Below are 23,896 nucleotides of genomic sequence, written 5' to 3'. Positions count from 1 at the left end.
TGGCTGGTTTGCTGTGTTTGTATCGGCTATTGCCCGAGTAATTCGTCCATCGTTTGCCGGGAAACAAAATGATAGTTGGGACGCGCTTTTGCATATATGCTTTTTGCCATTTGCTTTCCTTCCGGCGTTTTTATGAGTTCGGTATACAAGGGGGTCAGGAATTTCCTGCGGCCGACATTTACCAGGAATTTTTCAAGCGCAGGGTAGGCTGGTTCATAACGGTGCCGGATGGTATGCAGGAACCAGGCGGCCAGCAATTCGCTGTTTCCTGATCCCGTAAATTGAAAGGCCTTGTCCAATTCTTCCATTTGTTCCTGGTTCATATCTTCCGGTAAATGGCGAATAAAATGCAGCCATTCATGGGTACTCCAGCTGCTTGTCTGAAGGCTTGCGGTGGTTGTTCCGTTTTTCCAGGCAGCCAGCGCTTCATCCACGGCGGCAAAACGCTCCGAAGTAAATTCGGGATGATTGGGTGGCAGGCCGGGTTCATAGATCCACTGACGGATATTGATTTGCTGCGCCAGGGCGGAGTCGCCGCCAATCAGCTCTTTCCGGTAGTAATCAAGAAATTCTTTGGTAGTAACGGAACTGAAGGCCTGGCTGTTGAAATACTGTTTCAGGAATGCATCAAAGCGTTCCCGCCCTGCTGCTTCTTCAATGGTGCGAAGCAGGCAGAATCCTTTTTCGTAGGCAATATCGCTGACACCGTCATCAGGATTGCGGCCCTTTAGGTCAAGCATCAGCCGGGTGTCCGGATGGTTTTCTCCCAGTCGCTGAATGGTGTTTTGCAGGTCCTGGAACCCGATAAGCGCCAGCATATCGGCATAGGGCCGGCCTTCAATGGCTTCCATAATGCGTCGTTCAAAATACACGGTGAAGCCTTCGTTCAGCCAGAAATCATCCCAGGTGGCATTGGTCACGAGGTTGCCGCTCCAGCTATGGGCCAGTTCATGGGCCACCAGGCTCACCAGCGAGCGATCGCCGGCGATAATGGTGGGGGTGGCAAAGGTAAGCTCAGGGTTTTCCATGCCTCCAAACGGGAAGCTGGGCGGAAGCACGATCACGTCGTAACGGCCCCAGCGGTATTTCCCGTATAGCGCTTCCGCAGCGTCCATCATGTCCTGCATGCCGGCAAATTCTTTTGCGCAGGCTTCAATCATAGACGGTTCCGCATACACTCCGGTATTCCTGCCAAGGGAACGAAAACGGATATCGCCTACGGCCAGGGCCATGAGATAGGAGGGAATGGGGTTTTCCTGGCGGAAGCTGTAGGACCCGTCAGCTGACTTTTCAGTAGGGTTTTCAGCGCTCATCAGGGCAATCAGTTCGCGGGGGACCTGCACTTTTGCCGTGTAACTGAAACGTATACCGGGACTGTCCTGGCAGGGAATCCAGCTGCGCGCCAAAATAGCCTGGGACTGGGTGAAGAGGTAGGGGTACTCCTTGCCTGCGGTCTGCTGCGGATCAAGCCATTGCAGGGCCGCGGCCTGGGGGCTGGTCACATAATGGATGATCACCTTTTTTGTCCCGTTTTCCAGCTGCACACTCAGGGCTTGCCCCAGGAAAGGTTCCTCGCCGCCAAGCGAAAATTCAGCCGGATCGCCGTTTCCGTACGTGACTTTTTCGATTTCCAGGCCCTGGGTATCAAAAATAATCTCCCTAGCGTCGCCGCTGGTTTCGATTTCCCAGGCGGCTGTTCCGCTGATGATCTTATTGCCGAAATTTACTGAAATATTCAGGTCAAGATGCTTAACCACGGCCTCTGAAGGGCGGGCAAAACTATGTACGTCCATGGGGGTATTTGTATTGTTTTCCTGTTTTTGCCGCGGTGTACAGGCGGTGAATAAGGCCAGTGTAATGACGCATGCGCCACTTAAAAAGCGTAGATTATTCATACCAATTTTTCGTAAATATAAGATATATAAGAAATATGCCTTTTAAGGAAGATTAAACTTGACGGTCTGAACGGCTTCTGCCGGTTGGGGCCGGCCGCGCTTTACAACCGGGGAAACCCAATCCGGCCCTTCTTTGATCAGCCGGATGGCTTCCTTGTCGCAGCCGTAACCCAGGGAACGGATAATTTTAAAAGCCGCCGGCCTGCCACTGGCACGAACCGTAAAGCTGACCACCACTTCGCCTTCCGCTTGTTTTTCCAGCGCTTCTTCCGGGTAGCGCAGGCTATCCGCCAGGTACTTTTCATAAGCTGCTTTCCCAATAACGGGCGTGGGCGAAACCTGCCCGGCTTTTTTTGAATTTCCTGAATATCCCACGACGATTACTTCGTTAAGATCCATTTCCGCGGGCTGCATGGCCAGCAGAAGGTTGTCGGCATATTCGGCAACCCGTACCGTGTCTGTTTTAAACCCGATCATGCTCATTACCAGGGAATGCTCGCCCTTTGGGATTTGCAATGTAAAATTGCCCAAATGATCCGTAGAGGTGCTTTTTGAGGTGCCTTCCACCGTGACCGATACTCCCGGAAGCGACATCGTATCGCCCGCTACCACCCTTCCCCGGATGGTTTTCATTCCTTCGGCAGCCGTATCCCGTTTTACGCCCCTGATATATACCTTTCCCGTACGCGGCGGCTTCCGCTGCACCCCGGGCGATTTGACAACCACCGCCCGGTTCCCCGGAACAGCCCTGGCCAGTTCGTTGCCGGCGGGCAGGGAATCGAGGATTCTTTCCGTTCTTTCTGCCATCTGCTGCTGCTGTACTGCCGCTACCTGCCTTGCCGCTGCCGCTGGTTTCGCCGTTCCTTCTCTGGGCGCCCCCGCTGCCTGTGCGATTTGCGAATCCGGGGTGGGGTCATGTTCTATTCGTTGTTTTTCAGTTTCGTCCTGCTTTGCGGTAGCTGCCTGCGCTGCCCGTGAATCCCTCGCTAAGGCCGCGGCTTCCGCATGCTGTTCTCCTGGCTGCGGGGCATACCCGGTATTGGAAGCCAGGAGCCCTTCCGGATTTACCGGCCGCGGGTCTTCCGGCATAAAAATGATCAGAGTGTCGTTGATGCCGGTTTGCAGGAAGGCTTCGGACTGTTGTATTGCCAGTAGCTCCTGCTCCCTTTCCTGCTGTTTGATCACGACGTATCCCGCAATGGCAAGGGCTATCCCGGCCGCGGCGGACCAGGCCGGCCAGCGCATCATGCGCGGACGCTCGTGTTCCTTTATTTTTTGATTTAGTTTTTTCCGGAGGGCAAGAAGCGCCTGGTCCGTCTTAACATGGGATCTTTCCGACAGTTCGAATCCTTCTACCGCATCAGCGCAGAATTCGCATTCCAGCAAATGCGTTTCTATCTGGTGCATCTTTGTACTGTCCAGCTGTCCTCCCAGGTATTCCCTGATCGTTTCCGGCGTAAGGTGGCCTATGTATTTCCCTTCACTGCTCATTTTTCTGCGCCTCCATAAATAACTTCAGGTTCCGCTTCCCGTTCTGTATATAACTCTTCACCTTCTTCAATTCGTATCCCGTCATTTCCGCAATATCCTTATAGCATTTCTGATCAAGGTAGAACAGCCGGACACACTGCTGCTGTTCCGGGGGGAGCTGCCCGATCCCTGCTTCCACTTTCCTCAACTGGTTTTCCAGTATTTCCCCATTATCAGGATGCAGGAAAGCAGTCGTTTCCACATCCCCACTTAACTCATTTTCAATGGAAACCATGTTCTCGCGGAACTTGTTTTGGGCCGAACGCAAATGCATGAGGCAGTAGTTGCGGGTAACCTGGTGCAGCCAGCCTTTGAAATTGCTTACTTCGTGCCGCCGGAGGTCGCCGGAGAGCTTTTCGAAAAGCTGCATCACGGCGTCCTTACTGGCTTCTTCGTCCTTCAGGTATTTAAAGCAAACCGCGAACACCATTTCCATGTGCCGCCCGTAAAGCTCGCCCAGCAGGATCATATCACCGTTTTTACGGTAATGCGCCGCCAGCTCTTCATCGCTGAGGGTTTTCTTCCTGCCGCCTGTTATTTTCAGAAACATTCCGGGTGCATTCTTCTAAGCAATGTAGGAAAAATAAACGAACGGAGGGCCGTCCTGGTTTGTCTCCCTGTGCATCGGAAGGTACGGTAGCGGCTTTGCATCAAAGGTCAGAGCAAATCAACAAGAAAGAGCGCATGCCGCTTTTGCTGATGGCGGTAAATGAAGCGATCCGGCCATCTTTAACCAGGATCAGGCCCGGAGGTTCATCTTTGCCCTTGACTTGTAGCGCGTAAACATTAGATTCTTCCTCCTCTTCAATCTGAAGGGTTTGATATTTTCGCGGGACTTTTGAATATTTGTTAATTCCCGGCGCTGGATTTTTCTGTAGTTGTTCCCGGAGTGCTTCAAGCATGGCCTTAAGCGCCGCGTCCTTTTCTTCCTGTTCCGGGGGGCTCAGCACTTTATTCCCAATGCAGAGGTGTTTTTGGATGATCGTATCGTAATCTACGCGGTCATCTGCAAGATCGCTGATAAAAGATTTCACCTTCTTTAAATCCTCTCCCGGGCCGGCCAAGCCCGGATTTGTGCTGAATAACATGGCGGTTAACAGAATTACTATTTTACTCATGGTCGGTTTTTATTGAAGGCAGCCACCGGTCAAGCAGGTAGCGGCAGTTGATCACTTTTTCGGTCAGGTCGGAGGAAACATAAAAATAATGATTCGTAGCCTCAAAACCAAGGCGGCTGTCAAGGCCCTGGAGTTCGTTCATTCGCCTGGCCAGGATGATCTCTTCTTTCAGAATGGCTTCCAGCTTTCGCAGGGCCTGCTGCTTTTCCTGCGCAGCCATTTCCGGCAACCTGTCGCGTATGCCGGTGAATTGCACCTGGTTGACAATGCTGTGATAATGAATGGCGACGGTTTCTGCAGCGTGGCATTCTTCGTCCAGCAGTTTCCTTTGTGATTTTGTCAGCCGGAGCATGCCGGTTTTTGCCCGCAGGGCTGCCAGGGCTGTATCGAATCCTTCGGCCGCCTTTGTCAGCTGGCCTGTAAAGGCTTCTTCGGGATAGACGGATATCCAGCTTTTTACATCGTCATAAGGAATACCCACCATGCTTGCCCGGTAACCGGTTGGTTTTTCCCAAAGCAGGTTGGCCGGGCCCGCCTGCAGCGGCGCGTTATATACGACGCCGATATGATAGGGGAATTCGCTGAATGCCTGGCTGAATTGTTCCCAGGCGGTTACAACGTCTGAAGCTGCTTCTCCGTAACGGCGCGCGGCCACCTGCTGCATGGCCTGTTCCGGTGTCAGCGTACGATTGCTGCCTATTTCGGCCACTACTTCCAGATTAGGGGAGGGATGCCCTCCCAGGGTCCAGCTGAGCATGAGCCCGTCTACCTGCTGTTCCCGCAGGTTAGCGGCGTGCCGCGCTACATTGGCTACCGCCGGAATATGGGGCACTGCGCCTATTTCCCAGGTATTTCCCGCTTGTATCTTGGCAATTGTTTTCAAGCCCTGCTGTTTTGCGATGGACCAGTGCCGCCTGGCGCGTGGTCCGGGGCCGACGGCTGAAATGGAATATTCCCCTACGTGGCTTTTGATCCCTCCGCGCTCAATTTCCAGCTCCCATTCGCTGACGCTCATTAAAGCCAGCTCTTTAGGAAGGGCCGGGATGATCCCTTCGGCCCAGTCCGCAGGCCAGCCCCAATCCCAGGCGATCAGCTGCGGCTCCCGTATGGCCGGTTGGGATTTGTTCCCTGCCGGTTCTTCCTTTGCCTGTTGCTGGTTGCCGATACCTTGCCTGATCCCTTTCAGGTAGAGCGTGTTCAGCTCGGCAATAACAGCGGTCGGCCCTCGCTCTCCGCATCGGGGACAGCCCTGCCCGTTGAAATGCGACCAGCAGTTAGTGGGATTTTCCGAGGCCGTAATCGAAAAAAAGCCTGCCAGGTCCGGGATGGCGCTGGTGATCGTAGTCATGGAATTCACCAGGTACTCCTGTACGGCCGGGTGGCTGGTACATAAAGCCGCTTCACCGCCCCTGGTCACTCCTTTTAATTCAGGATGTTTTTTGAAAAAGGAAAGCGGGAGGGAACGGGGCTCATTCAGGTATAAATAGATGCCGATCCCGTGATTTTTCGCACGCTGAACCAGCTTCTGCAGGTTGCCTAGCCGTTCTTGCCAGTGTTCGCTTACCGCCGGGTCCCAGGGAAACGGTGTGAGTTTGCTAAGTACAATATGCATCCAGGTAGCGTCCAGGCCGGAAGCAGCCATCCTGTCCAGGTATCCGCCCGGATAGGGGTCTATACCCGGATCAAGCAGGGGATCGCCGAAAAGGGCGAAATAAGGATAGGCGAACCTGGGACTAAAGCCGGAAGCCGGTGCCTTTTCCCGCGAAGGGGCCTTTCGAAGCGGCGCCGACAATTCATCCACAAAATGGAAGAGCGGCTGTTCTGCCCGCGGGTATCTTCCGGAAAATTCTTCGGTGATCACACGAGACATCCATTGCTCCCACTTTTCATCAGCGGGGGTGTACCGGACAGGCGGACAATCGGGCTTCAGGCTGCCCAGCTTATGGTAAAGAAAATCATCTTCTTTAAGCGTGAACTCCAGTTTTTCTTCCGTCCATCCCAGTAGTTCCAGCAGTTGTGCGGTGGGGAGGAGGTGCCAGTTACGCCGGATTACGGTAATATAACTTCGCCGTTCCTGCTCTCCCGTTATGGCCGGGGGATCGGGCAGTCCCATTGCCCGGCCCGCCTTCAGCAGTTCGCCGGTACTGATGCCCGCTACCCTTGCCATTCGCTCTGCCGGCGCCAGGAACCAGTTCCGCCATACAAAGGCCTGAAAGGTGCCGGGAAAATGGGGGAAGGGAACCGGCGCCGGACCTCCTGTTTCCGGCTGAAGCGTGCCCTGAAGCAATTTTGCAACGTCCGCCGCGGAAGCCCCGCCAGGTAAAAAGGCCGCGCCCAGGAGCGCGCCTGAAGCAAGAAACCGCCGCCGGCTAAAAGGGAAAGTAGATTTATTGTGCATCACCCCTATAATAGGTACTTATTATTAAAAACAGAAGAATAATCTTTAATGCCCGGGCGGCGCTATGGAATTTCCCGGGCGCCCGCATCTTAAGCTTGTCATCAAATCTTAAAATTATGAAGGCGAAACTCATACTGTTGTTTGCTGTCCTTTTTCTCGGCAGCGGCTTTAACGGAGTTGATCAGGGACGAACGGTCACGGGCAAAGTTACCGATGGGCAGCAAGCACTTCCCGGAGTTTCTATCTTGGTGAAGGGGACTTCCATTGGCACTACTACCAATAAAAAGGGTGAATTTTCTCTTAGGGTGGAGGATGATAAGGCCGTCCTGGTATTCAGTTACATTGGTTTTCTGACAATAGAAGTGCCGGTAGGTGGCAAGCGAGTTTTGGACGTGCAGATGCTGCCGGTTCCCTTGCCTCAGAACGACCTGGTTTCGGCTAATCAGAAAGTGTTGATAGGCGGCGGCCAAAAACTTACGGCTGCCTATGACCGGGAGCAGCCGGCCATGATCCGCATCCGGCCCGCACCCGGTTACCATAATACCGAAGACTATAGCCCTGTTGATGAAAACAGGTTTCAGGAAGTGATGAACAGCCCGCTTTCCACTTTTTCTATTGATGTGGACGCGGCCTCCTACAGCAATGTGCGGCGGTTCCTGGAGAACGGGGAACTGCCTCCCATTGATGCGGTAAGAATTGAGGAAATGATCAATTACTTTGACTATGATTACCGGCAGCCGCAGGGGAAGGACCCGGTGAACATTGTAACGGAAATTACCGAAGCTCCCTGGAATGCGGAACACCGCCTGGTCCATATTGGCTTGCAGGGAAAGACCCTTCCCATGGAAGATCTTCCGGCATCGAACCTGGTGTTTCTTATCGATGTTTCCGGCTCTATGCAGGCGCCTGATAAACTGCCTCTTTTAAAACAAGGCTTTAAATTGCTGGCCGGCCAGCTGCGGGCAAAAGACCGGGTGGCCATTGTCACCTATGCCAGCAGTTCCGGAGTGGCGCTGAATTCGACCCCCGGAGATGAGAAGCAAACCATTAAACAGGCAATTGAAGAGCTACAGGCAGGCGGTTCTACCGCGGGTGGCGCCGGTATCCGGGAAGCTTATCGCATTGCCCGCGAACATTTTATTAAAGAGGGCAATAACCGGGTGATCCTGGCCACGGACGGGGATTTTAACGTGGGTGTTTCCAGCGACGGCGAACTGCAGCGGCTGATCGAAGCGGAGCGGGAGAGTGGCGTATATCTTTCGGTACTCGGCTTTGGTATGGGGAACTATAAGGATAATAAGCTGGAATTGCTGGCTGACAAAGGGAATGGGAATTACGCGTACATCGACACGTTTAATGAGGCCCGGAAAGTGCTGGTGAGCGAATTTGGCGGAACCATGTTCACGATTGCCGGGGATGTGAAGCTGCAGGTGGAGTTCAATCCCGGCTATGTAAAGGCCTTCCGCCTTATCGGCTATGAGAACAGGATGCTGAACGAAGAGGATTTTGAAGACGATAAAAAAGACGCGGGAGAAATGGGGTCGGGCCACACGGTAACAGCCCTGTACGAAATTATTCCCGCAGGCGGCGCGAAACAAACGGATAAGCTGAAATACCAGGACCTGCGTCCTTCCGGCGCTGCGGAAGGAAATGAAGTTCTGACGGTAAAATTGCGCTACAAGCTGCCCGGCGGTAAGGTAAGCAAAGAAATCAGCGCGGTATTGGCCGACGCGAAAACCAGCCTGGAAGCAGCTTCGGAGAACTTGCGGTTCGCTGCTTCGGTAGCGGGCTTCGGAATGTTGCTGCGAAACTCGGAATTCAGGGGAACGGCCACCTATGAGGAAATGTTACAGCTTGCCCGGGGCGCCAGGGGGCAGGACCGCGAGGGCTACCGGGCGGAATTCATTGCTTTGCTGAAAACAGCGAAACTCCTGGAAGAAGGCAGGGAACCGGTAAAGGATTTATCTCTCCGCACGGATGCGGATCGTTGACAGGAAATAAGAAATTCAAGAAGAAGAAGCGAATGCTGTGTGTGTGTTTGAAAAAAACGGGGCCTAGAGTGGGCCCCGTTTTTAAATTATAGAGAGTTAAGAGAGCGCGTTGGATTATGCCTGTTCAAAATAGCTCAGGTTGCTGAAAGTGCCTTCCGAGATGGTTTTGGTTTTGCCGCCGGCATTGATGGCATTGAACTGGAACCTGCCCGAGATGCGGCGGCTTTCCACGTCTATGCTGGAGATGGTAATGGCCCCGCAGGTGGATACAAATCCCTTATTCACTTTGGGGTCGCTGTTGAAGAAATTGAAGCCTGTTCCTTCTGCGTCATTGTACAACGCCCAGGCGCCGTCAAAGTTCAGGCGTTTCTGGATGGCATAAGTACCTTCCCCGCTGGCGTTTACCGATAGCCAGATGCTGGGCAGATTGCTTTGGGAAATAAATTCTCCCTGGTAGGCCAGGATACTGAAGAATTCGTGCCCGTCTTCTTCTTCCTTTACGATCATTGCATGATAATTCGGATGATTCACGCCGTCTACCTTCATAGTAAAGGCTACGCTTTCCGTATCCGTGTTTTCTTCCACGTCATTCCGCGCAAGCAGCATAGCTGCCGAAAGAATGGTTTTTTTGAGTATTGAATTCTCTAACGTTTGCATGACCTGGGAGAGTTAATTAGTCAATAAAGGTAACTGTTAGGCGATACCCCGGAAAGAGTGATTGAGCAGGTGCGGGGTTTGATTTAGATTTTGCCGGGCCCGGATGAGAAACTGCGGGTATTGCCGAGGTGTTTGACCCTGAACCGGCAGCGCAGGTTTGACCGTAGTGTGGCAAATACTAGCGTTAAATCCTGCGGCGAAGAACCAGGACGAACATGCCGGTTTCGCCTTCCCGGCCGACTTCCAGCAGTAAGTTGCGTTTGTCCTGGGAACGGAGCAGGTTATCAATTTCCGAGATGCTCATTTCCCTGGCCGGCCGCAGGTTAATGGAAAGTATTTCGTCATCTACTTCGAGGCCGGCTTCATCCGCCGGGGAGCCGGGAACAATATTGGCAATAAAGTAGCGCCGGTACACTTCGCCTCCGCTCACGAGGCTCATTCCGCTCATATCGTGTTCGAAAGGGTCGCCGAAGCGATTATTGGGCTTCAGGTACATGCTGGAATGCCGGTAATCAAAGATCACGTTAAAGCGCTTCAGTACTTCGTTCCCGATATTTCCGTTCCTGTGTATGCCGTAGGCTTCATAAAGGACCGTATCATAATCGGGGAAGGAGGCAATCGGATTGATGATCTCGAAATCCCCTAGAGAGAGCGAATTAAGCCTGCCCAGGTGGCCGTGAATCGGGCCGTTCAACCCCACCCCCAGCATAGCGGATACCGAAGTATCCGGCACAATCAGCGCAGGGTTGGAATTGGGATCCAGCAAAACAGGATGTCCGGCGCCGCTGTCAATGATCAGCTTGGAACTGATGGAAGTGCCGTCGTTCAGGCGGATACTCGTGAGTAAATAGGGGCGCTGGTTTTCCAGCAGTATAGGCACGGGTTCATAGTTTTTGCCGTGGATAAATTTTTCCCGGTCGAACCTGGCGGATTGATAAATTGTGAGCCGGGAAGTAACATAGTTAATCTTTACGGTAAAACTATTGAAGAAATCGTGGCCGATGATGCCGTATATGGGAATGCCGATATAACTGGAAAGGTGAAAATGATCTTCATCAATGACTGCTCCGGCCATGTAGGGAGCCAGGGTTTTCCCAATCTGTACCTTCATTCTCGGGATGATCCGGGCGTCCAGGTCTTCACCTTCGCCGAGGCCCCGGATCTTTATATTGCGGTCGCCCTCCAACCCGAGTGAATCTTTCAGCGAAGGCTCGGTAATGATCAGGATGCTTACCCCGGTATCCAGGATAAAGTTAAAGGGGCCTTTGTCATTAATATAAACGGGAACCACGATGAGGTTTCGTTCAAAGCGAAAGGGCATTTTCACTTTCCGCCGTTGCTCGCTGATAAATTTGAACGGACGCTGTGCGGCGCTGAGAAGGGGGGCAAGCAACAGCAAGCTCAGAAAAATTATATAACATCCCCGGCCAAGCATATTACCAATTTACTAAATTATCTCCTTATTTTTAAGGGTATGAGAATTTTGTTTACCTGCTGCCTGGTGCTGGGTTGCGGCACAGCGCTATCGCAGATCAATGATAATAAGCTGGCGCGGATGATTGCGGATTCCGAAGTGCTTGGCGCACATTTTACAGGGCTGATGATCAGTGACGCGGAAAGCGGCCAGCCTCTGGCAGCTTATAATGCCGGCAAATATTTTACTCCCGCCTCTAATACAAAACTGCTCACCTTTTACACATCGCTGAGGATGCTGGGCGATTCCGTTCCCGCCCTTCAATACATGATAAGCGGCGACTCCCTTTTTTTCCGGGGTACCGGCGACCCTTCGCTGGTGCATACCTTTCTGAAAAGCCGGCGGGCGCTTGACTTTCTTGAAAATGCCCCTCAGCGCCATATTTTTTACAGTCAGCGGCCCTACGAGGATCCCGGCTTGGGCCCGGGCTGGGCCTGGGATGATTACCCTTATTCTTTTCAGCCTGAACGTTCGGTATTCCCGTTCCATGATAATTCAGCCGATTTCCAGGTAAAGGCAGGTGTGCCTCCGGAGGTTTTCCCGGCTGTCCTGGCGCCCCGGTTGCGATGTGATTCCGCGTTTCAGCCGGATAAATTTCGTATTGAAAGAGATTACGGAAGCAACGTTTTCCGTTACCCGGCCGGGCCGCTGCCCGGTTTTTATTTCCGGAGAATACCTTTCCGCCCTTCGGCCGGACTCCTGCTTTCCTTCCTGCAGGATACGCTGGGACGGGAAATTACACCCATCCGGAGGTCTATTCCCAACGGCGCGCCCCGCATTTACAGCCTCCCCCTGGATTCGGTGTTAGCCCGCATGATGAAGGTGAGCGATAATTTTATCGCCGAACAAATGCTGCTGGTTTGCTCTTCCCTGCTGGGGGACACGCTGGCCAGTGAAGATATGATCCATTACGCAAAAGAACATTTCCTGCAGAACCTGCCCGATTCAATAGCCTGGGTAGACGGCTCAGGCCTTTCCAGGTACAATATGGTGACCCCCCGCAGCCTGGTGGCAGTACTTGAAAGGTTATATAAGGAATTTCCAAGAGAACGATTGTTTCCTATGCTGGCTATCGGAGGAAAAGAAGGTACCATTGAAGGGTACTTCAAAGAAGAACCGCCCTATGTGTTTGCCAAAACCGGCACGCTTTCCAACCAGCATAACCTGAGCGGGTATCTTCTGGGAAAAAGCGGCAAAGTCCTTATTTTTTCCTTTATGAATAATAATTTTATGACCCCGGTCAGAGAGGTAAGAAAGGAAATGGAACGGCTGCTGATGGAGATCCGGGAAAAATACTAACATGGAAAGAACGCATATAACGGAAGCGGCTCCCGGCCGGACGGTATTCCTGGATGGCGTTGAATACCTCTTTTTTAGCGGCACAAGCTACCTGGGAATGCACCGGAATGCGGCCTTCAGGAAATTGCTATCGGAAGGAACGGAGAAGTACGGTTCCGTGTACGGCAGTTCAAGAGCGTCTAACCTGCAAATAGCTATATACCCGGAGGCCGAAGAAAAGCTGGCCCGATGGCTGGGCAGCGAAGCCTGCACCGTACTCTCTTCAGGTTTCATGGCGGGCCAGCTGGTTTACCATACCCTTCTTGCAGCAGGATACCAGTTGCATTATGCGCCCGGTTCCCATCCTGCATTGCTGGGCGGCGGCGGGCCGCCGCCGCAAACGTCCTGGAACGAATGGCTGGAGAACCTACTGCCCGGCCTGGAAACGGCAGAGGGCAGGCAGGCGATCCTCGCCTGCAGTGTGGACCCGCTTCGTTCGCAAAAATATGATTTCTCCTTTGCCGGCCGCCTGCCACGGGGAAAGGAGGTCCTTCTGGTGATTGATGATTCCCACGGTTTCGGCATTCTGGGAGAAAAAGGTGAAGGAATTGCCCGCCTGCTGCCACAGGGTAAACAGGTAGAAGTGATCATCCTGGGCTCGCTGGGTAAGGCCATGGGGATTCCCGCGGGAGCGGTATGGAGTACGGAAAGCCGTGCCCGGGCATTACGGCAAACGGCTTTTTTTATCAGCGCCTCGCCGCCCGCGCCCGCCGGGCTCTACGCTTTTTCTCATGCCGGCGACCTGTACCGGGAAGCGGGGAAACAACTGGCAAAGAATATTACCTGTTTTTCCCGGTTGATAAAGGGCTTAAAACAGGTAAGGCAAGCGCCGGGGCTGCCGGTTTTCTTTTTGGAAGACCAGGCAGTAGCCGCTTGCCTGGAAGAGCGGCATATCCTGGCATCTTCCTTTCGGTATCCCACATTTCATAGCGAACCGCTGAGCCGGATCGTGCTTAGCAGCCTGCATACCACCGCTGACCTTGAAAGGCTGGCCGATGTGCTGAAAGATTACTTCTCTGATTGATTTCTTGCTATTTTTACCGGCAATGCAACATCGCAAAGTAGAACTGGTAGTTATTTCGGACGTACACCTGGGCACCTTCGGGGCAAAGGCGAATAAATTATACGAATACCTGCGGTCCATCCGCCCGGAAACCATTGTACTTAATGGCGATTTCATTGATTTCTGGCAGCTGAGTACCTATTACTGGCCGGAATCACATCAGCTGGTGCTTGAAACGCTCAGAAACTACCTGGAAGAAGGTGTTAACGTCTATTATCTTCCCGGCAATCATGATGACGTGCTGCGCCGTTTTACGTTTTCTTCATTGCTGCGGTTTAAATTGGTAAATGAGCTGGAACTGGAACTGGATGGTAAAAAAGCCTGGTTCATTCACGGGGATGCTTATGACTTTACCATGAAGTCAAAGCTGGTTACCAAACTGGGTGCGTTTTCATATGGCGCTACGGTGCTGATCAATAAGGGCCTCAATGTACTCTGGAAGCCGCTTACGGGCCGCGAGATCCGGCTTTCAAAAGCGCTCAAGAACTGGGTAAAGAAAAAGGTCCGTTCGGTGGAGGATTTCCAGCAGAAGGCAATAGATATTGCCCTGGAGAAGAAAATGGACTATCTCGTATGCGGGCACAATCATTTGCCGGAGATAAAGATGGTTGAAAACGGGGAGCAGTCCCTATTGTATTTGAATTCAGGGGATTGGATCGAGAACACGAGCGCGCTTGAATACAACGGGGGCGCCTGGTCCCTTTACTATTACAAGGGCTAGGGATTGCAAGGCTTAACGCAACACTGAGGTTTCCGGCAGCATTACATCCCGGCCGCAACCAGCAAGTCGAGTTCCTTGTAGGGAATATTGAAAAGCCCGGCGATATACTTATTGGTAAGATGGCCCTGGTAGGCATATACGCCGCTGCGCGGCCCCGATTTTTCCCAAAGCATGTTCCGGATACCGCCTGCTTCGCCGATAGCCAGCAAAACCGGTGACAATATATTGGTGAGGGCATAGGATGCGGTCCTGGAAACGCGGGAGGCAATGTTAGGTACGCAGTAGTGGATGACGTCGTATTTCCTGAAAGTGGGATGGTCATGGTTAGTTACGCGGGAAGTTTCGAAACATCCGCCCTGGTCAATGCTCACGTCAATGATCACCGAGCTGGCCTTCATCCGGGAAACCATTTCTTCCGACACCACACAGGGGCTGCGCCCGTTTACAGAACGCATGGCTCCCACGGCCACATCGCAGGTAAGCAGGGCCTTGCTTAATACCTTAGGCTGCACCACCGAAGTGAATACCCGGGTTTTCAGGTTATCCTGCAGCCGCCGGAGGCGGTATAGGGAATTATCAAAGATCTTTACTTCGGCCCCCAGGCCAAGCGCAGCACGGGCGGCGAATTCCGCTACGGTCCCGGCGCCGATGATCACCACTTCACAAGGCGGGATGCCGGTCACGCCGCCCAGCATCATTCCCTTTCCGTTCCTGAGATTGCTAAGGTATTCGGCCGCAATCAGGATGGCTGTGTTGCCCGTGATCTCGCTCATGGACCGGACTACCGGGAAAATGCCTCCCTGATCTTTCAGGTATTCATAGCAGATAGCGGTAATGCGCTTTGCCATCAGCGTGCGGAGGTAAGATTCCTTCATGGTGGATACATGTAGTGCCGAAATAAGCGTTTGCTCGGATTTCAGCATATCCAGTTCCTCCATGGACGGCGGGGCCACTTTCATGATGATATCGGCCTGAAAAACGTCTTTCTGACTGTAAATAATCCTTGCACCGGCTTCGCTGTATTCTTTATCGGGAAAATTTGCGGCGTTGCCCGCCCCGGCTTCCACGATAACCTCATGGCCATTATTGACCAGCACGGCAACCGAAGAGGGGGTAAGTGCGATCCGGTTTTCCTGGTAGGATGTTTCTTTGGGAATACCTATATAGAGTTCGTGTTTTTTATGCTTTACCTCCAGCATCGACTCCTGAGGCATTAGCATTGCCTGTCTGGCAATTTCCGAAAAGCCCGATTTCATAGCACGCAATTTACGTAAAATTCCGGAGTTTTATCTTCCGTAAATTTTTGTGTACTTCCATTTTTATCGTAATATGCTTTTCGGGGAGCAGGCTCTCCACTTTTCCGGGCCACTCTACCAGGCAATAATGGCCACTGTCAAAGTATTCCTCCAGTCCGATATCGTAAGCTTCCTGTTCGTTTTTTAACCGGTAGCAATCAAAATGAAAAATAGGCCCGCCCGGGCTCTCATATTCATTGACCAGCGCAAAAGTCGGGCTCGAAACTGGAGCAGTAACCCCCAGCTCAGCGCAAATAGCCTGGATAAAGGTCGTTTTACCCGCTCCCATTTCACCATAAAAAAGAAAAACGCGCTCGCCTCCTGCAAAGTCCAGCAGCTGCCGCGCGCAGCCCCGCAGCTCCTCCAGGCTTCCGCAGTTTAGTTCGTGGTCGTTCATGGGGTGCAAAAATACAGGTTTTTGGCGGATCCGTACTCGCTCGAGCTGATTTTTGGGATCCCGGCCGCTTTGCGCCCGCCCATCGCGCAGCGATTAGGCGAAAACGCCTTTTTTGGGTTAATTTTCCACTGAAACAAGGTTTTGATATTTCCGCACGCAGCGATGTTTGATTTTTGAGGGAAATTGCGAAGCAATTGAACCTCAAAAATCAGCCTGAGCGAGTACGGAAATATCAAAACCGCCTTCGAAGGGGAAAATTAAGCTTTACTTGCTGCTGAAGATAGCAAACGGAATGATCATTTCTTCCAGCGAGATCCCCCCGTGCTGAAAAGTATTCAGGTAATACTGCACGAACTGGTTGTAATTGTTCTGGTAAACAAAGTATTCGTCTTCCTTTGCAAAAATATAGCTGGAACTTACGTGCTGCCGCGGCAGGAGCGCTTCATGGGGATTGCGGATATGCATGACATCTTTTGCGTCAAATGCCAGGTTCTTGCCCGTTTTGTACCTCAGGTTGGTATTGGTGTTCCTGTCGCCGATCACTTTGCTCGGAGTTCTTACCCGTATGGTCCCGTGATCCGTAGTAATGATGAGGCGCACTTTCTTATCGGCAATTCGCTTCAGGGCGTCCAGTAAGGGGGAATGTTCAAACCAGGAGAGCGTCAGGGAACGGTAGGCTGCTTCATCGGAGGCCAGTTCCTTCAGGATCTCCATTTCTGTGCGGGCATGGGAGAGCGTGTCAACGAAATTATATACCACCGCGTTTAAGGAATTCCCCAGGATGTTGTGAACGTTCTCCATTAATTCCCGGCCGGCTTCATAATTCAGCACTTTGGTGTAGCTGAACTTGACGGGTTTGCGCATCCGCTGAATATGGGAGTACAGGAAGTCTTCCTCATACATATTCTTACCGCCTTCATCTTCGTCGTTTTGCCAGATATTCGGATACTGCTTTTCCATCTCCAGGGGCATCAGGCCGGAGAAAATGGCGTTACGGGCATATTGCGTGGCCGTGGGCAGAATGCTGTAATAACACTCTTCGGATTCAAAACGAAAATATTCGGAGATGATGGGCTGGATAACCTTCCACTGGTCATAACGCAGGTTATCTATCAGGACAAAAAAAGTAGGGGTGTCATCCAGGAGCGGGAAGACTCTGTTGGCGAGGAGATTATGCGACATAGTGGGGCCGTCTTCAGGATGCTGCACCCACTTCAGGTAATTTTTTTCGACGAACTTGGAAAACTGCATGTTTGCTTCCGCCTTTTGCTGGGTAAGGATTTCCAGCATGCCCGTGTCTTCCAGCCGGTCAAGTTGCAACTCCCAATATATCAGCTTCTTGTATACTTCTGTCCACTCGTCGAATGAAAGGTTATCGTTCAGGGTCAGGCCCAAGCTCATGAAATCCTGCTGGTAGGCAGAAGTCGTCTTGGCCGTTACCAGCCGTTTATTGTCAAGTATCTTTTTAATGGTCAGCAGCACCTGCTTAGGGTTTACCGGTTTGATCAGGTAATCGTCAATCTGGGCGCCGATGGCATCTTCCATCACCGGTTCGTCTTCGTTCTTGGTAATCAGCACTACCGGCAGATCCGCTCTCAGGCTTTTTACTTCCGCCAGCGTTTCCAGGCCCGTAAGCCCCGGCATGTTTTCGTCAAGAAAAATAAGGTCGAAGTTTTCGGTTTTTATAGCGTCCAGGGCATCGCTTCCATTGGTAACAGTCTTTACTTTATAGCCTTTGTCGTTCAGAAAGAGAATATGGGGTTTTAACAGGTCGATCTCGTCATCGGCCCATAAAATTGTTGTTTCCTGCATGTTGCTGTTTTATTTCTGATTTATTTTAACAAATTTGCTGCCAAGAGGTTCCATTGTGACGCTGAACAAAAAAAAAATAATCAATGACCCCGTTTACGGGTTTATAAACATCCCTTACGAGATCATTTTCGATCTGCTCTCACACCCTTACCTGCAGCGTCTGCGGAGGATCAAGCAAATGGCCCTGGCGCACCTGGTTTATCCCGGAGCCCTGCATACGCGCCTCCATCACGCCCTGGGCGCTATGCACCTGATGTGTATGGCGCTGGAAACGCTTCGCGGAAAGGGGCATGCTATTTCCGAAGCCGAGGCCGAAGGAGCTACTATTGCCATCCTGCTGCACGATGCCGGGCACGGCCCTTTTTCTCATGCCCTGGAACATACCATTGTAGAAGGGATCTCACATGAGGATATTTCTGGCCTGGTCATGGACAGGCTGAACAGAGAGTTCGGAGGCCGGCTTGACCTGGCCATTCGAATTTTCAAGGGAACGTATGAAAAAAATTCCTGCACCAGCTGGTCTCGGGCCAGCTGGACATGGACCGGATGGATTACCTGAACCGCGACAGTTTTTATTCCGGCGTTTCCGAAGGAGTGATTAGTTTCGATCGCATTATTAAGATGCTGAATGTCAAGGATGATAAGCTTGTGGTGGAAGAAAAAGGAATTTATTCCATTGAGAAATTCCTAATTGCCCGCCGCCTGATGTACTGGCAGGTATACCTTCACAAAACAGTAGTGGCTGCCGAGCAGATGCTGATAAAGGCCCTTGGCCGCGGGCGTAAGCTGGCACTGGAGTCTGACTCCTTATTCAGCACTTCCCCTTTCGGCCTTTTTTTGCACAACCGGGTTTCACGGGAGGACTTTCTTTCCCAACCGGAGTACCTTGACGCTTTTTTGCAACTGGATGATCATGATATTACCGTAAGCGTGAAAGCCTGGGTAAGTCACCCTGACAAGGTGCTTTCCATTCTTTGCGGAGGATTGATAAACCGGCAGCTGCTTCGGATAGAGGTACAGAAGAATACCTTTGGAAAACAACAACTTGCCGGCTTGCGGGCCAAATGCGCGAAAGCGTTTGATCTTCCGGCTTCTGATGCTTCCTGGCTGGTCTTCAGCGGGAAACTGAGCAACAGCGCTTACAGGGAGAGTTCGGAAAACATCGATATCCTCATGAAGGACGGCAGCGTGGCAGACATAACCGACGCATCGGATAATTTTAACATCAGGGCGCTCAGCAGAACGGTTGAAAAGCATTATTGCTGTTACCCAAAGCAGTTATCGGGGATGTAATCTTCCAAATTTGCGTTTTTTCTTAAAAAATATTCACCTTTGTAGGATAGGGGTATCCAAATACAAGCAATAAATCATACTCAGAATGAAATTCACTGCGGCCGAACTTGGAAAATTACTGAACGGGATTGTCGAAGGCGAGCCCGGGGCCGAAGTGTCTGCTGTTTCAAAGATTGAAGACGCCCAGGAGGGCTCGCTTACCTTCCTGGCAAATCCTAAATATGCTCCTTTCCTGTATTCCACGAATGCTTCCATTGTCATTGTAGGTCTGGACCTGTTGCTGGAAAAGCCGGTGACAAGTACATTAATCCGCGTAAAGGATCCTTACAGCGCATTTTCAGTGCTGCTTGACCTCTACAACAGCAGTAAACTGAATAAGACAGGGCGCGAAGAACCCAATTTTATAAGCCCTTCGGCCGAAATCGGGGAAGAATGTTACATCGGCGCCTTTTCCTACATTGGCCATAACGTGAAGCTGGGAAAAAACGTAAAAGTATTTCCGCAGGTATATTTGGGTGATAATTGCGTGGTGGGAGATAATTCTGTCTTATACGCCGGAGTTAAGATCTATTCGGATTGCCTGATTGGGAGCCGTGTGATCGTTCATTCCGGCACAGTCATCGGCAGCGATGGTTTTGGCTTTGCCCCGCAGCCGGATGGTTCCTATTCTAAAGTGAGCCAGATCGGGAATGTGGTCATTGAGGACGATGTGGAAATAGGGTCTAATAATTCTATTGACCGCGCCACGATGGGTTCCACCATTATCGGAAAAGGGGTGAAGCTTGACAACCTGATACAGGTAGCCCATAACGTGGAGATTGGCAAGAACACGGTAATAGCTTCCCAGACGGGCATTTCGGGCAGTACAAAAATAGGAGAGAACTCCGTGATCGGCGGACAGGTAGGCATCGTAGGCCATATTTCATTGGCGAAAGGTACTCAGATAAATGCCAAGTCGGGCATATCCAAGTCAATTACCGAGGAAGGAAAACAATGGAACGGTTCGCCTGCCCTGGCTTTCCGGGAATCGTTGCGCATACAGGCTGTATACAGGAGGCTGCCGGAATTGGAAAACAAGATCGCCTTGCTTGAAAAACAGCTGCTGGAACGCGGCGGGAGCGGGGAGGAAGCAGAGAGGAATGCTTAAAAAGCATTAAACATTTCGTATCTTTTCCGGATATTCTGATATTTGGCGAAAATTTTTCCGCCGCCTGACCTTTGTACGCGGATGTGGAGAAGGTACGGCGGGCAGGGCGGAAGGTAAAAGATCAAACCTTATTTCGGTGATGAATGTAAAGCAGCATACTATTAAATTTCCAGTAACCGTTTCAGGCGTTGGATTACATACCGGGAAGGAAGTGAACATGACCTTCCGGCCGGCCCCTGAAAATCACGGCTATAAGTTTCAGCGGGTAGACTTGCCCGGAAGTCCGCTGATTGACGCGGACGTGGATAATGTAACCGATACCTCCAGGGGCACTACCCTTAGCCAGAATGACGCCAGCGTAAGCACCGTGGAACACGTACTGGCCGCGTTAATGGGCTGCGAGGTGGATAATGTACTCATTGAGTTGGATGGCCCGGAAACGCCCATTATGGACGGAAGTTCGGTCGTTTTCGTGGAATCCATTGAAAAGGCCGGCCGAAAAGAACAAAAGGCGGACCGGGAATATTACACACTGCCGCAGAATGTACACTATGCCGAACCCGACCGCAAGGTGGAAATGGTGGCCATGCCCCAGGATGACTACCGCGTGACGGTGATGGTAGATTATAATTCCCAGGTGCTTGGAAGCCAGCATGCCAGTATCATGCATATCTCCGAATTCAACAAGGAAATCGCCTCTTCCCGCACGTTTTGCTTTTTGCATGAGCTTGAAATGCTGCTGAACCATAATCTTATTCGCGGCGGGGACCTGAACAACGCTATTGTGGTCGTTGATAAGGAAGTGAGCGAGGAAGAGCTGGGCCGGCTGGCCAAGCTCTTTAAACGGGAAAAGATCTCGGTAGCCAAGGAAGGCATTCTCAACAATATCCGGCTGCGCCATCAAAATGAACCTGCCCGGCATAAGTTACTGGACGTAGTGGGTGACCTTGCCCTCGTAGGAGTACCTCTGAAAGCCCATATTATGGCCGCACGGCCGGGTCATGCCGCGAACGTGGCCTTTGCCCGGAAGATCAAGGCCCTGATAAAAAAAGACCGCACCAAGAAAAAAATACCGAATTATAATCCCGCCGAAAAGCCGCTCTACGACGTGAACCAGATCATGGGCATGCTTCCGCACCGACCTCCTTTCTTGCTTATAGATAAAATACTGGAGATGAGCAACATGCACGTGGTGGGCCTGAAAAACGTGACGATGAACGAAGGTTTCTTCCAGGGGCATTTTCCCGGGAACCCGGTAATGCCCGGCGTACTCCAGGTCGAAGCCATGGCACAAACGGGAGGAATTCTGGTATTGAATACCGTACCGGACCCGCATAATTACTGGACGTACTTCCTCAAGATCGATAATACAAGATTCCGCGATATGGTATTTCCGGGAGATACCCTCGTAATACGCTGCGACCTGCTGGCTCCTATCAGACGCGGGATCTGCCAAATGAAAGGGGTAGCATACGTGGGGGAGCGGATCGTAATGGAATCGGAAATGATGGCGCAGATAGTTAGAAAAAAAGACGTATGATACAACCTCTTGCTTACGTTCACCCGCAGGCAAAAATCGCTGATAATGTGGTTATTGAACCCTTCGCAACCATTCATAAGAATGTGGAAATAGGCGAAGGTACCTGGATAGGCTCCAATGTCACGATCATGGACGGCGCCCGGATAGGGAAAAACTGCCGCATATTTCCGGGCGCGGTAATATCCGCTATTCCCCAGGACCTCAAATTCGAGGGAGAAGACAGCCTGGTGATCATAGGCGATGGCACTACTATTCGGGAATGCGCTACCGTCAACCGGGGAACCAAGGCGCTTGGGTACACCCGCATCGGAAAAGACTGCCTGATCATGGCCTACGCACACGTGGCTCATGACTGTATCCTTGGCGACCGCGTGATCCTTGGAAACGCCACCACCCTGGCAGGCCACATTACGATCGGAGACTGGGCCATATTAAGCGGACTTACGGCCGTACACCAGTTCGTAAATATTGGCTCACATGCCATGCTATCGGGCGGCTCCCTGGTCAGAAAAGATGTGCCTCCTTATACAAAGGCCGCGCGGGAGCCTCTTTCGTACGTGGGTATTAACTCCGTGGGCCTCAGGAGAAGAGGTTTTTCGTCCGAAAAGATCAATCATATTCAGGAAATATACCGCCTGCTCTTTGTAAAACATAACAATACTTCCAAGGCGCTGGACATTATCGAAGCCGAAATTGAGCCTACCGAAGAACGCGACGAGATCGTAAATTTCGTTCGGAATTCCAACCGTGGAATTATGAAAGGGTTTTTCCAGTAGGGGCAACTTGCAGCGATTCCGCAAATGCCGGAATGGCAAACGCAACAAAAAGACTGAAAACCGGCTGCAAAGATGAAGTTCCGGAGCTAACAGTACAACAATTTCCGGTGCCCCGCAACGTTCCGGCAGGCTGGCAAGGCAAATATGGATATTGAGATAAAAAAGCTCGGCAGGCGTTTCAACCGCGACTGGATATTCCGGAATATGAATTACCGGATTAGCTCCGGCGGCCGCTACGCCGTTCTTGGCCCGAACGGTTCCGGGAAATCGACTTTTCTCCAGGTTATCTCGGGCAGCCTTACCCCCTCCGAAGGCGATGTTGTTTACCGCTTTGGGAATACGGCAGTAGAAGTAGAGAAGGTGTATGAGCAGCTCTCCCTGGCCGCTCCCTACCTGGAACTGGTGGAAGAATTCACGCTAGCCGAATGCATCGATTTCCACTTTCGCTTCAAAACATATATTCCTGGCACCGATGCCAGCCAGGTGATCCGCCTCCTGGGCTTCGAAAAATTCGCCGGCCGGGAGATCCGTTATTTTTCATCCGGCATGAAACAGCGGCTGAAGCTGGTCCTGGCTGTTTGCTCCGACACCCCCCTACTCCTGCTTGACGAGCCCACCGCCAATTTCGACGAGCAGGGGATCAGCTGGTACCACTCCCTGATCGAACGCTTTTCGCCCGGCCGTACCCTCATTATCTGTTCCAACCAACCCCACGAATACGATTTCTGCACCGAACGCATCTCCGTCCTGGATTTCAAATAGTTCCTGGCTACTGTATTTATACTTTTATATTGGCTTATATTAGTTGTGTATTATTTGATTTACCAGAAATTACGGGCAAACAAATAAATCATGACCTTGATCTTTCGTTGTAAAAGTTTTTTTTCCTGTGCCTGCTTTTACCGGTGACAGGATGCGAAAAAGACGCAGCTGGTTCCGGAGAGGGCTCACTTTTAGGAACCTGGATACTGGTGGAAACCAAAGTGAGTGACGGTGGAAGTTTTGCCCAATGGATGGCAGTAGATGACGCGTATACTTATACGTTTAAAAAAGACGGGAGCTTTGCTTCCAGCAAGTTTAGCGATTGTGTAACGGGCACGTATACCATTACTGGCGATCAATTGATACTGACTTATAGCTGTGAGCGGCTTTCCGGCGGAATTCAATCGCCGCAGGGAGGTTTCGTTGAAAATTTCCTTCTTATCGGGGAGTTTTTAATACTGACTCCTCAATATACGGTGTGCTATGAAGGGTGCGGGAATAAATTTCTGCGTGTCAGAAGATAAAACCGGCCCCTGTCCGTCAGGAACGGCCGGTTGGGGCAGCTATTTTTTCCGCTTTTTACTATCCGGTATAATGCTTTCCGGCTTACTTCCCTTTTCTGCCTGATAATCCGAGACCGCTTTAGTGGCTTTTCCCACGTCAGTCCGGGGTTTTTTTTGTTTGTCGTT

Annotated in this window: 21 protein-coding genes; 11 read left to right on the top strand and 10 right to left on the bottom strand. The window is 51.6% G+C overall.

Annotated features, from left to right (window positions below):
- Nucleotides 1-26: 26 nt before the first annotated feature.
- The 5 genes from FRZ59_RS03180 to FRZ59_RS03160 form a co-directional block, all read right to left on the bottom strand.
- Nucleotides 27-1,895, bottom strand: coding sequence for a M1 family metallopeptidase (locus FRZ59_RS03180; protein ID WP_132127323.1), 1,869 nt, complete (start codon nucleotides 1,893-1,895; stop codon nucleotides 27-29).
- A gap of 42 nt (nucleotides 1,896-1,937) precedes the next feature.
- On the bottom strand, nucleotides 1,938-3,386 hold the full coding sequence (locus tag FRZ59_RS03175) for a TonB family protein (protein WP_132127324.1): 1,449 nt from the start codon (nucleotides 3,384-3,386) through the stop codon (nucleotides 1,938-1,940).
- Entirely contained in the window at nucleotides 3,376-3,975 is a 600-nt protein-coding gene (locus FRZ59_RS03170; protein ID WP_132127325.1) for an RNA polymerase sigma factor, read from the bottom strand. Before FRZ59_RS03170 ends, FRZ59_RS03175 begins: the two co-directional genes overlap by 11 nt.
- Before the next feature lie 100 nt (nucleotides 3,976-4,075).
- Complete coding sequence (locus FRZ59_RS03165; RefSeq protein ID WP_132127326.1) at nucleotides 4,076-4,543, bottom strand: hypothetical protein; 468 nt, start codon at nucleotides 4,541-4,543, stop codon at nucleotides 4,076-4,078.
- Nucleotides 4,536-6,941, bottom strand: a complete 2,406-nt coding sequence (locus tag FRZ59_RS03160; RefSeq protein ID WP_207910180.1) for an alpha-amylase family protein — start codon at nucleotides 6,939-6,941, stop codon at nucleotides 4,536-4,538. Before FRZ59_RS03160 ends, FRZ59_RS03165 begins: the two co-directional genes overlap by 8 nt.
- A gap of 116 nt (nucleotides 6,942-7,057) precedes the next feature.
- On the opposite strand from FRZ59_RS03160, the gene FRZ59_RS03155 reads away from it, so the two are divergent.
- Nucleotides 7,058-8,932, top strand: coding sequence for a vWA domain-containing protein (locus tag FRZ59_RS03155; protein ID WP_132127327.1), 1,875 nt, complete (start codon nucleotides 7,058-7,060; stop codon nucleotides 8,930-8,932).
- Nucleotides 8,933-9,046: 114 nt separating this feature from the next.
- On the opposite strand, the gene FRZ59_RS03150 is transcribed toward FRZ59_RS03155, so the two are convergent.
- On the bottom strand, nucleotides 9,047-9,589 hold the full coding sequence (locus tag FRZ59_RS03150; protein WP_132127328.1) for a DUF6252 domain-containing protein: 543 nt from the start codon (nucleotides 9,587-9,589) through the stop codon (nucleotides 9,047-9,049).
- A gap of 184 nt (nucleotides 9,590-9,773) precedes the next feature.
- Nucleotides 9,774-10,988, bottom strand: a complete 1,215-nt coding sequence (locus FRZ59_RS03145) for an aspartyl protease family protein (RefSeq protein WP_158640511.1) — start codon at nucleotides 10,986-10,988, stop codon at nucleotides 9,774-9,776.
- Nucleotides 10,989-11,063: 75 nt separating this feature from the next.
- On the opposite strand from FRZ59_RS03145, the gene FRZ59_RS03140 reads away from it, so the two are divergent.
- The 3 genes from FRZ59_RS03140 to FRZ59_RS03130 are packed head-to-tail and all read left to right on the top strand — an operon-like array spanning nucleotide 11,064 to nucleotide 14,185.
- Nucleotides 11,064-12,362, top strand: coding sequence for a D-alanyl-D-alanine carboxypeptidase/D-alanyl-D-alanine-endopeptidase (locus FRZ59_RS03140; RefSeq protein ID WP_132127330.1), 1,299 nt, complete (start codon nucleotides 11,064-11,066; stop codon nucleotides 12,360-12,362).
- Nucleotide 12,363: 1 nt separating this feature from the next.
- Nucleotides 12,364-13,425 (top strand): aminotransferase class I/II-fold pyridoxal phosphate-dependent enzyme, encoded by a 1,062-nt coding sequence (locus FRZ59_RS03135; RefSeq protein ID WP_132127331.1) that lies wholly within the window; start codon nucleotides 12,364-12,366, stop codon nucleotides 13,423-13,425.
- 22 nt (nucleotides 13,426-13,447) lie between these two features.
- Entirely contained in the window at nucleotides 13,448-14,185 is a 738-nt protein-coding gene (locus FRZ59_RS03130; RefSeq protein WP_132127332.1) for a UDP-2,3-diacylglucosamine diphosphatase, read from the top strand.
- Between the two features lie 41 nt (nucleotides 14,186-14,226).
- Here the strand turns inward: FRZ59_RS03130 and FRZ59_RS03125 are convergent, their stop codons facing one another.
- The 3 genes from FRZ59_RS03125 to porX form a co-directional block, all read right to left on the bottom strand.
- Complete coding sequence (locus FRZ59_RS03125) at nucleotides 14,227-15,441, bottom strand: alanine dehydrogenase (RefSeq protein WP_132127333.1); 1,215 nt, start codon at nucleotides 15,439-15,441, stop codon at nucleotides 14,227-14,229.
- A gap of 10 nt (nucleotides 15,442-15,451) precedes the next feature.
- Entirely contained in the window at nucleotides 15,452-15,877 is a 426-nt protein-coding gene (tsaE, locus tag FRZ59_RS03120; protein WP_132127334.1) for a tRNA (adenosine(37)-N6)-threonylcarbamoyltransferase complex ATPase subunit type 1 TsaE, read from the bottom strand.
- Between the two features lie 264 nt (nucleotides 15,878-16,141).
- Entirely contained in the window at nucleotides 16,142-17,689 is a 1,548-nt protein-coding gene (porX, locus tag FRZ59_RS03115; protein ID WP_132127335.1) for a T9SS response regulator signal transducer PorX, read from the bottom strand.
- Between the two features lie 34 nt (nucleotides 17,690-17,723).
- Here porX and FRZ59_RS19705 point away from each other — a divergent pair, with 34 nt between their 5' ends.
- The 7 genes from FRZ59_RS19705 to FRZ59_RS03085 all read left to right on the top strand — a co-directional run bounded on the left by FRZ59_RS19705 (nucleotide 17,724) and on the right by FRZ59_RS03085 (nucleotide 23,731).
- A complete protein-coding gene (locus FRZ59_RS19705) occupies nucleotides 17,724-18,248 on the top strand; it encodes an HD domain-containing protein (protein ID WP_349290823.1) in 525 nt (174 codons plus the stop codon).
- Nucleotides 18,227-18,982 (top strand): HD domain-containing protein, encoded by a 756-nt coding sequence (locus FRZ59_RS19700; RefSeq protein ID WP_349290822.1) that lies wholly within the window; start codon nucleotides 18,227-18,229, stop codon nucleotides 18,980-18,982. The genes FRZ59_RS19705 and FRZ59_RS19700 overlap by 22 nt, the downstream gene beginning before the upstream one ends.
- Nucleotides 18,983-19,067: 85 nt before the next feature.
- Nucleotides 19,068-20,129 (top strand): UDP-3-O-(3-hydroxymyristoyl)glucosamine N-acyltransferase, encoded by a 1,062-nt coding sequence (lpxD, locus tag FRZ59_RS03105; protein ID WP_132127336.1) that lies wholly within the window; start codon nucleotides 19,068-19,070, stop codon nucleotides 20,127-20,129.
- A 139-nt stretch (nucleotides 20,130-20,268) separates the two neighbouring features.
- Nucleotides 20,269-21,669 (top strand): bifunctional UDP-3-O-[3-hydroxymyristoyl] N-acetylglucosamine deacetylase/3-hydroxyacyl-ACP dehydratase, encoded by a 1,401-nt coding sequence (locus tag FRZ59_RS03100; RefSeq protein WP_192901606.1) that lies wholly within the window; start codon nucleotides 20,269-20,271, stop codon nucleotides 21,667-21,669.
- The gene (lpxA, locus tag FRZ59_RS03095; RefSeq protein ID WP_132127338.1) at nucleotides 21,666-22,445 is read left to right on the top strand and encodes an acyl-ACP--UDP-N-acetylglucosamine O-acyltransferase; all 780 of its coding nucleotides are present in this window, start codon (nucleotides 21,666-21,668) and stop codon (nucleotides 22,443-22,445) included. The genes FRZ59_RS03100 and lpxA overlap by 4 nt, the downstream gene beginning before the upstream one ends.
- A 144-nt stretch (nucleotides 22,446-22,589) precedes the next feature.
- Nucleotides 22,590-23,207, top strand: a complete 618-nt coding sequence (locus tag FRZ59_RS03090; protein WP_132127339.1) for an ABC transporter ATP-binding protein — start codon at nucleotides 22,590-22,592, stop codon at nucleotides 23,205-23,207.
- A gap of 143 nt (nucleotides 23,208-23,350) precedes the next feature.
- Complete coding sequence (locus FRZ59_RS03085) at nucleotides 23,351-23,731, top strand: lipocalin-like domain-containing protein (protein ID WP_158640509.1); 381 nt, start codon at nucleotides 23,351-23,353, stop codon at nucleotides 23,729-23,731.
- Nucleotides 23,732-23,896: the final 165 nt, after the last annotated feature.

Source organism: Anseongella ginsenosidimutans (assembly GCF_008033235.1).
GTDB lineage: Bacteria > Bacteroidota > Bacteroidia > Sphingobacteriales > Sphingobacteriaceae > Anseongella > Anseongella ginsenosidimutans.
The sequence above is the reverse complement of the archived record's forward strand: the minus strand, read 5'-3'. Positions and strand labels throughout refer to the sequence as shown.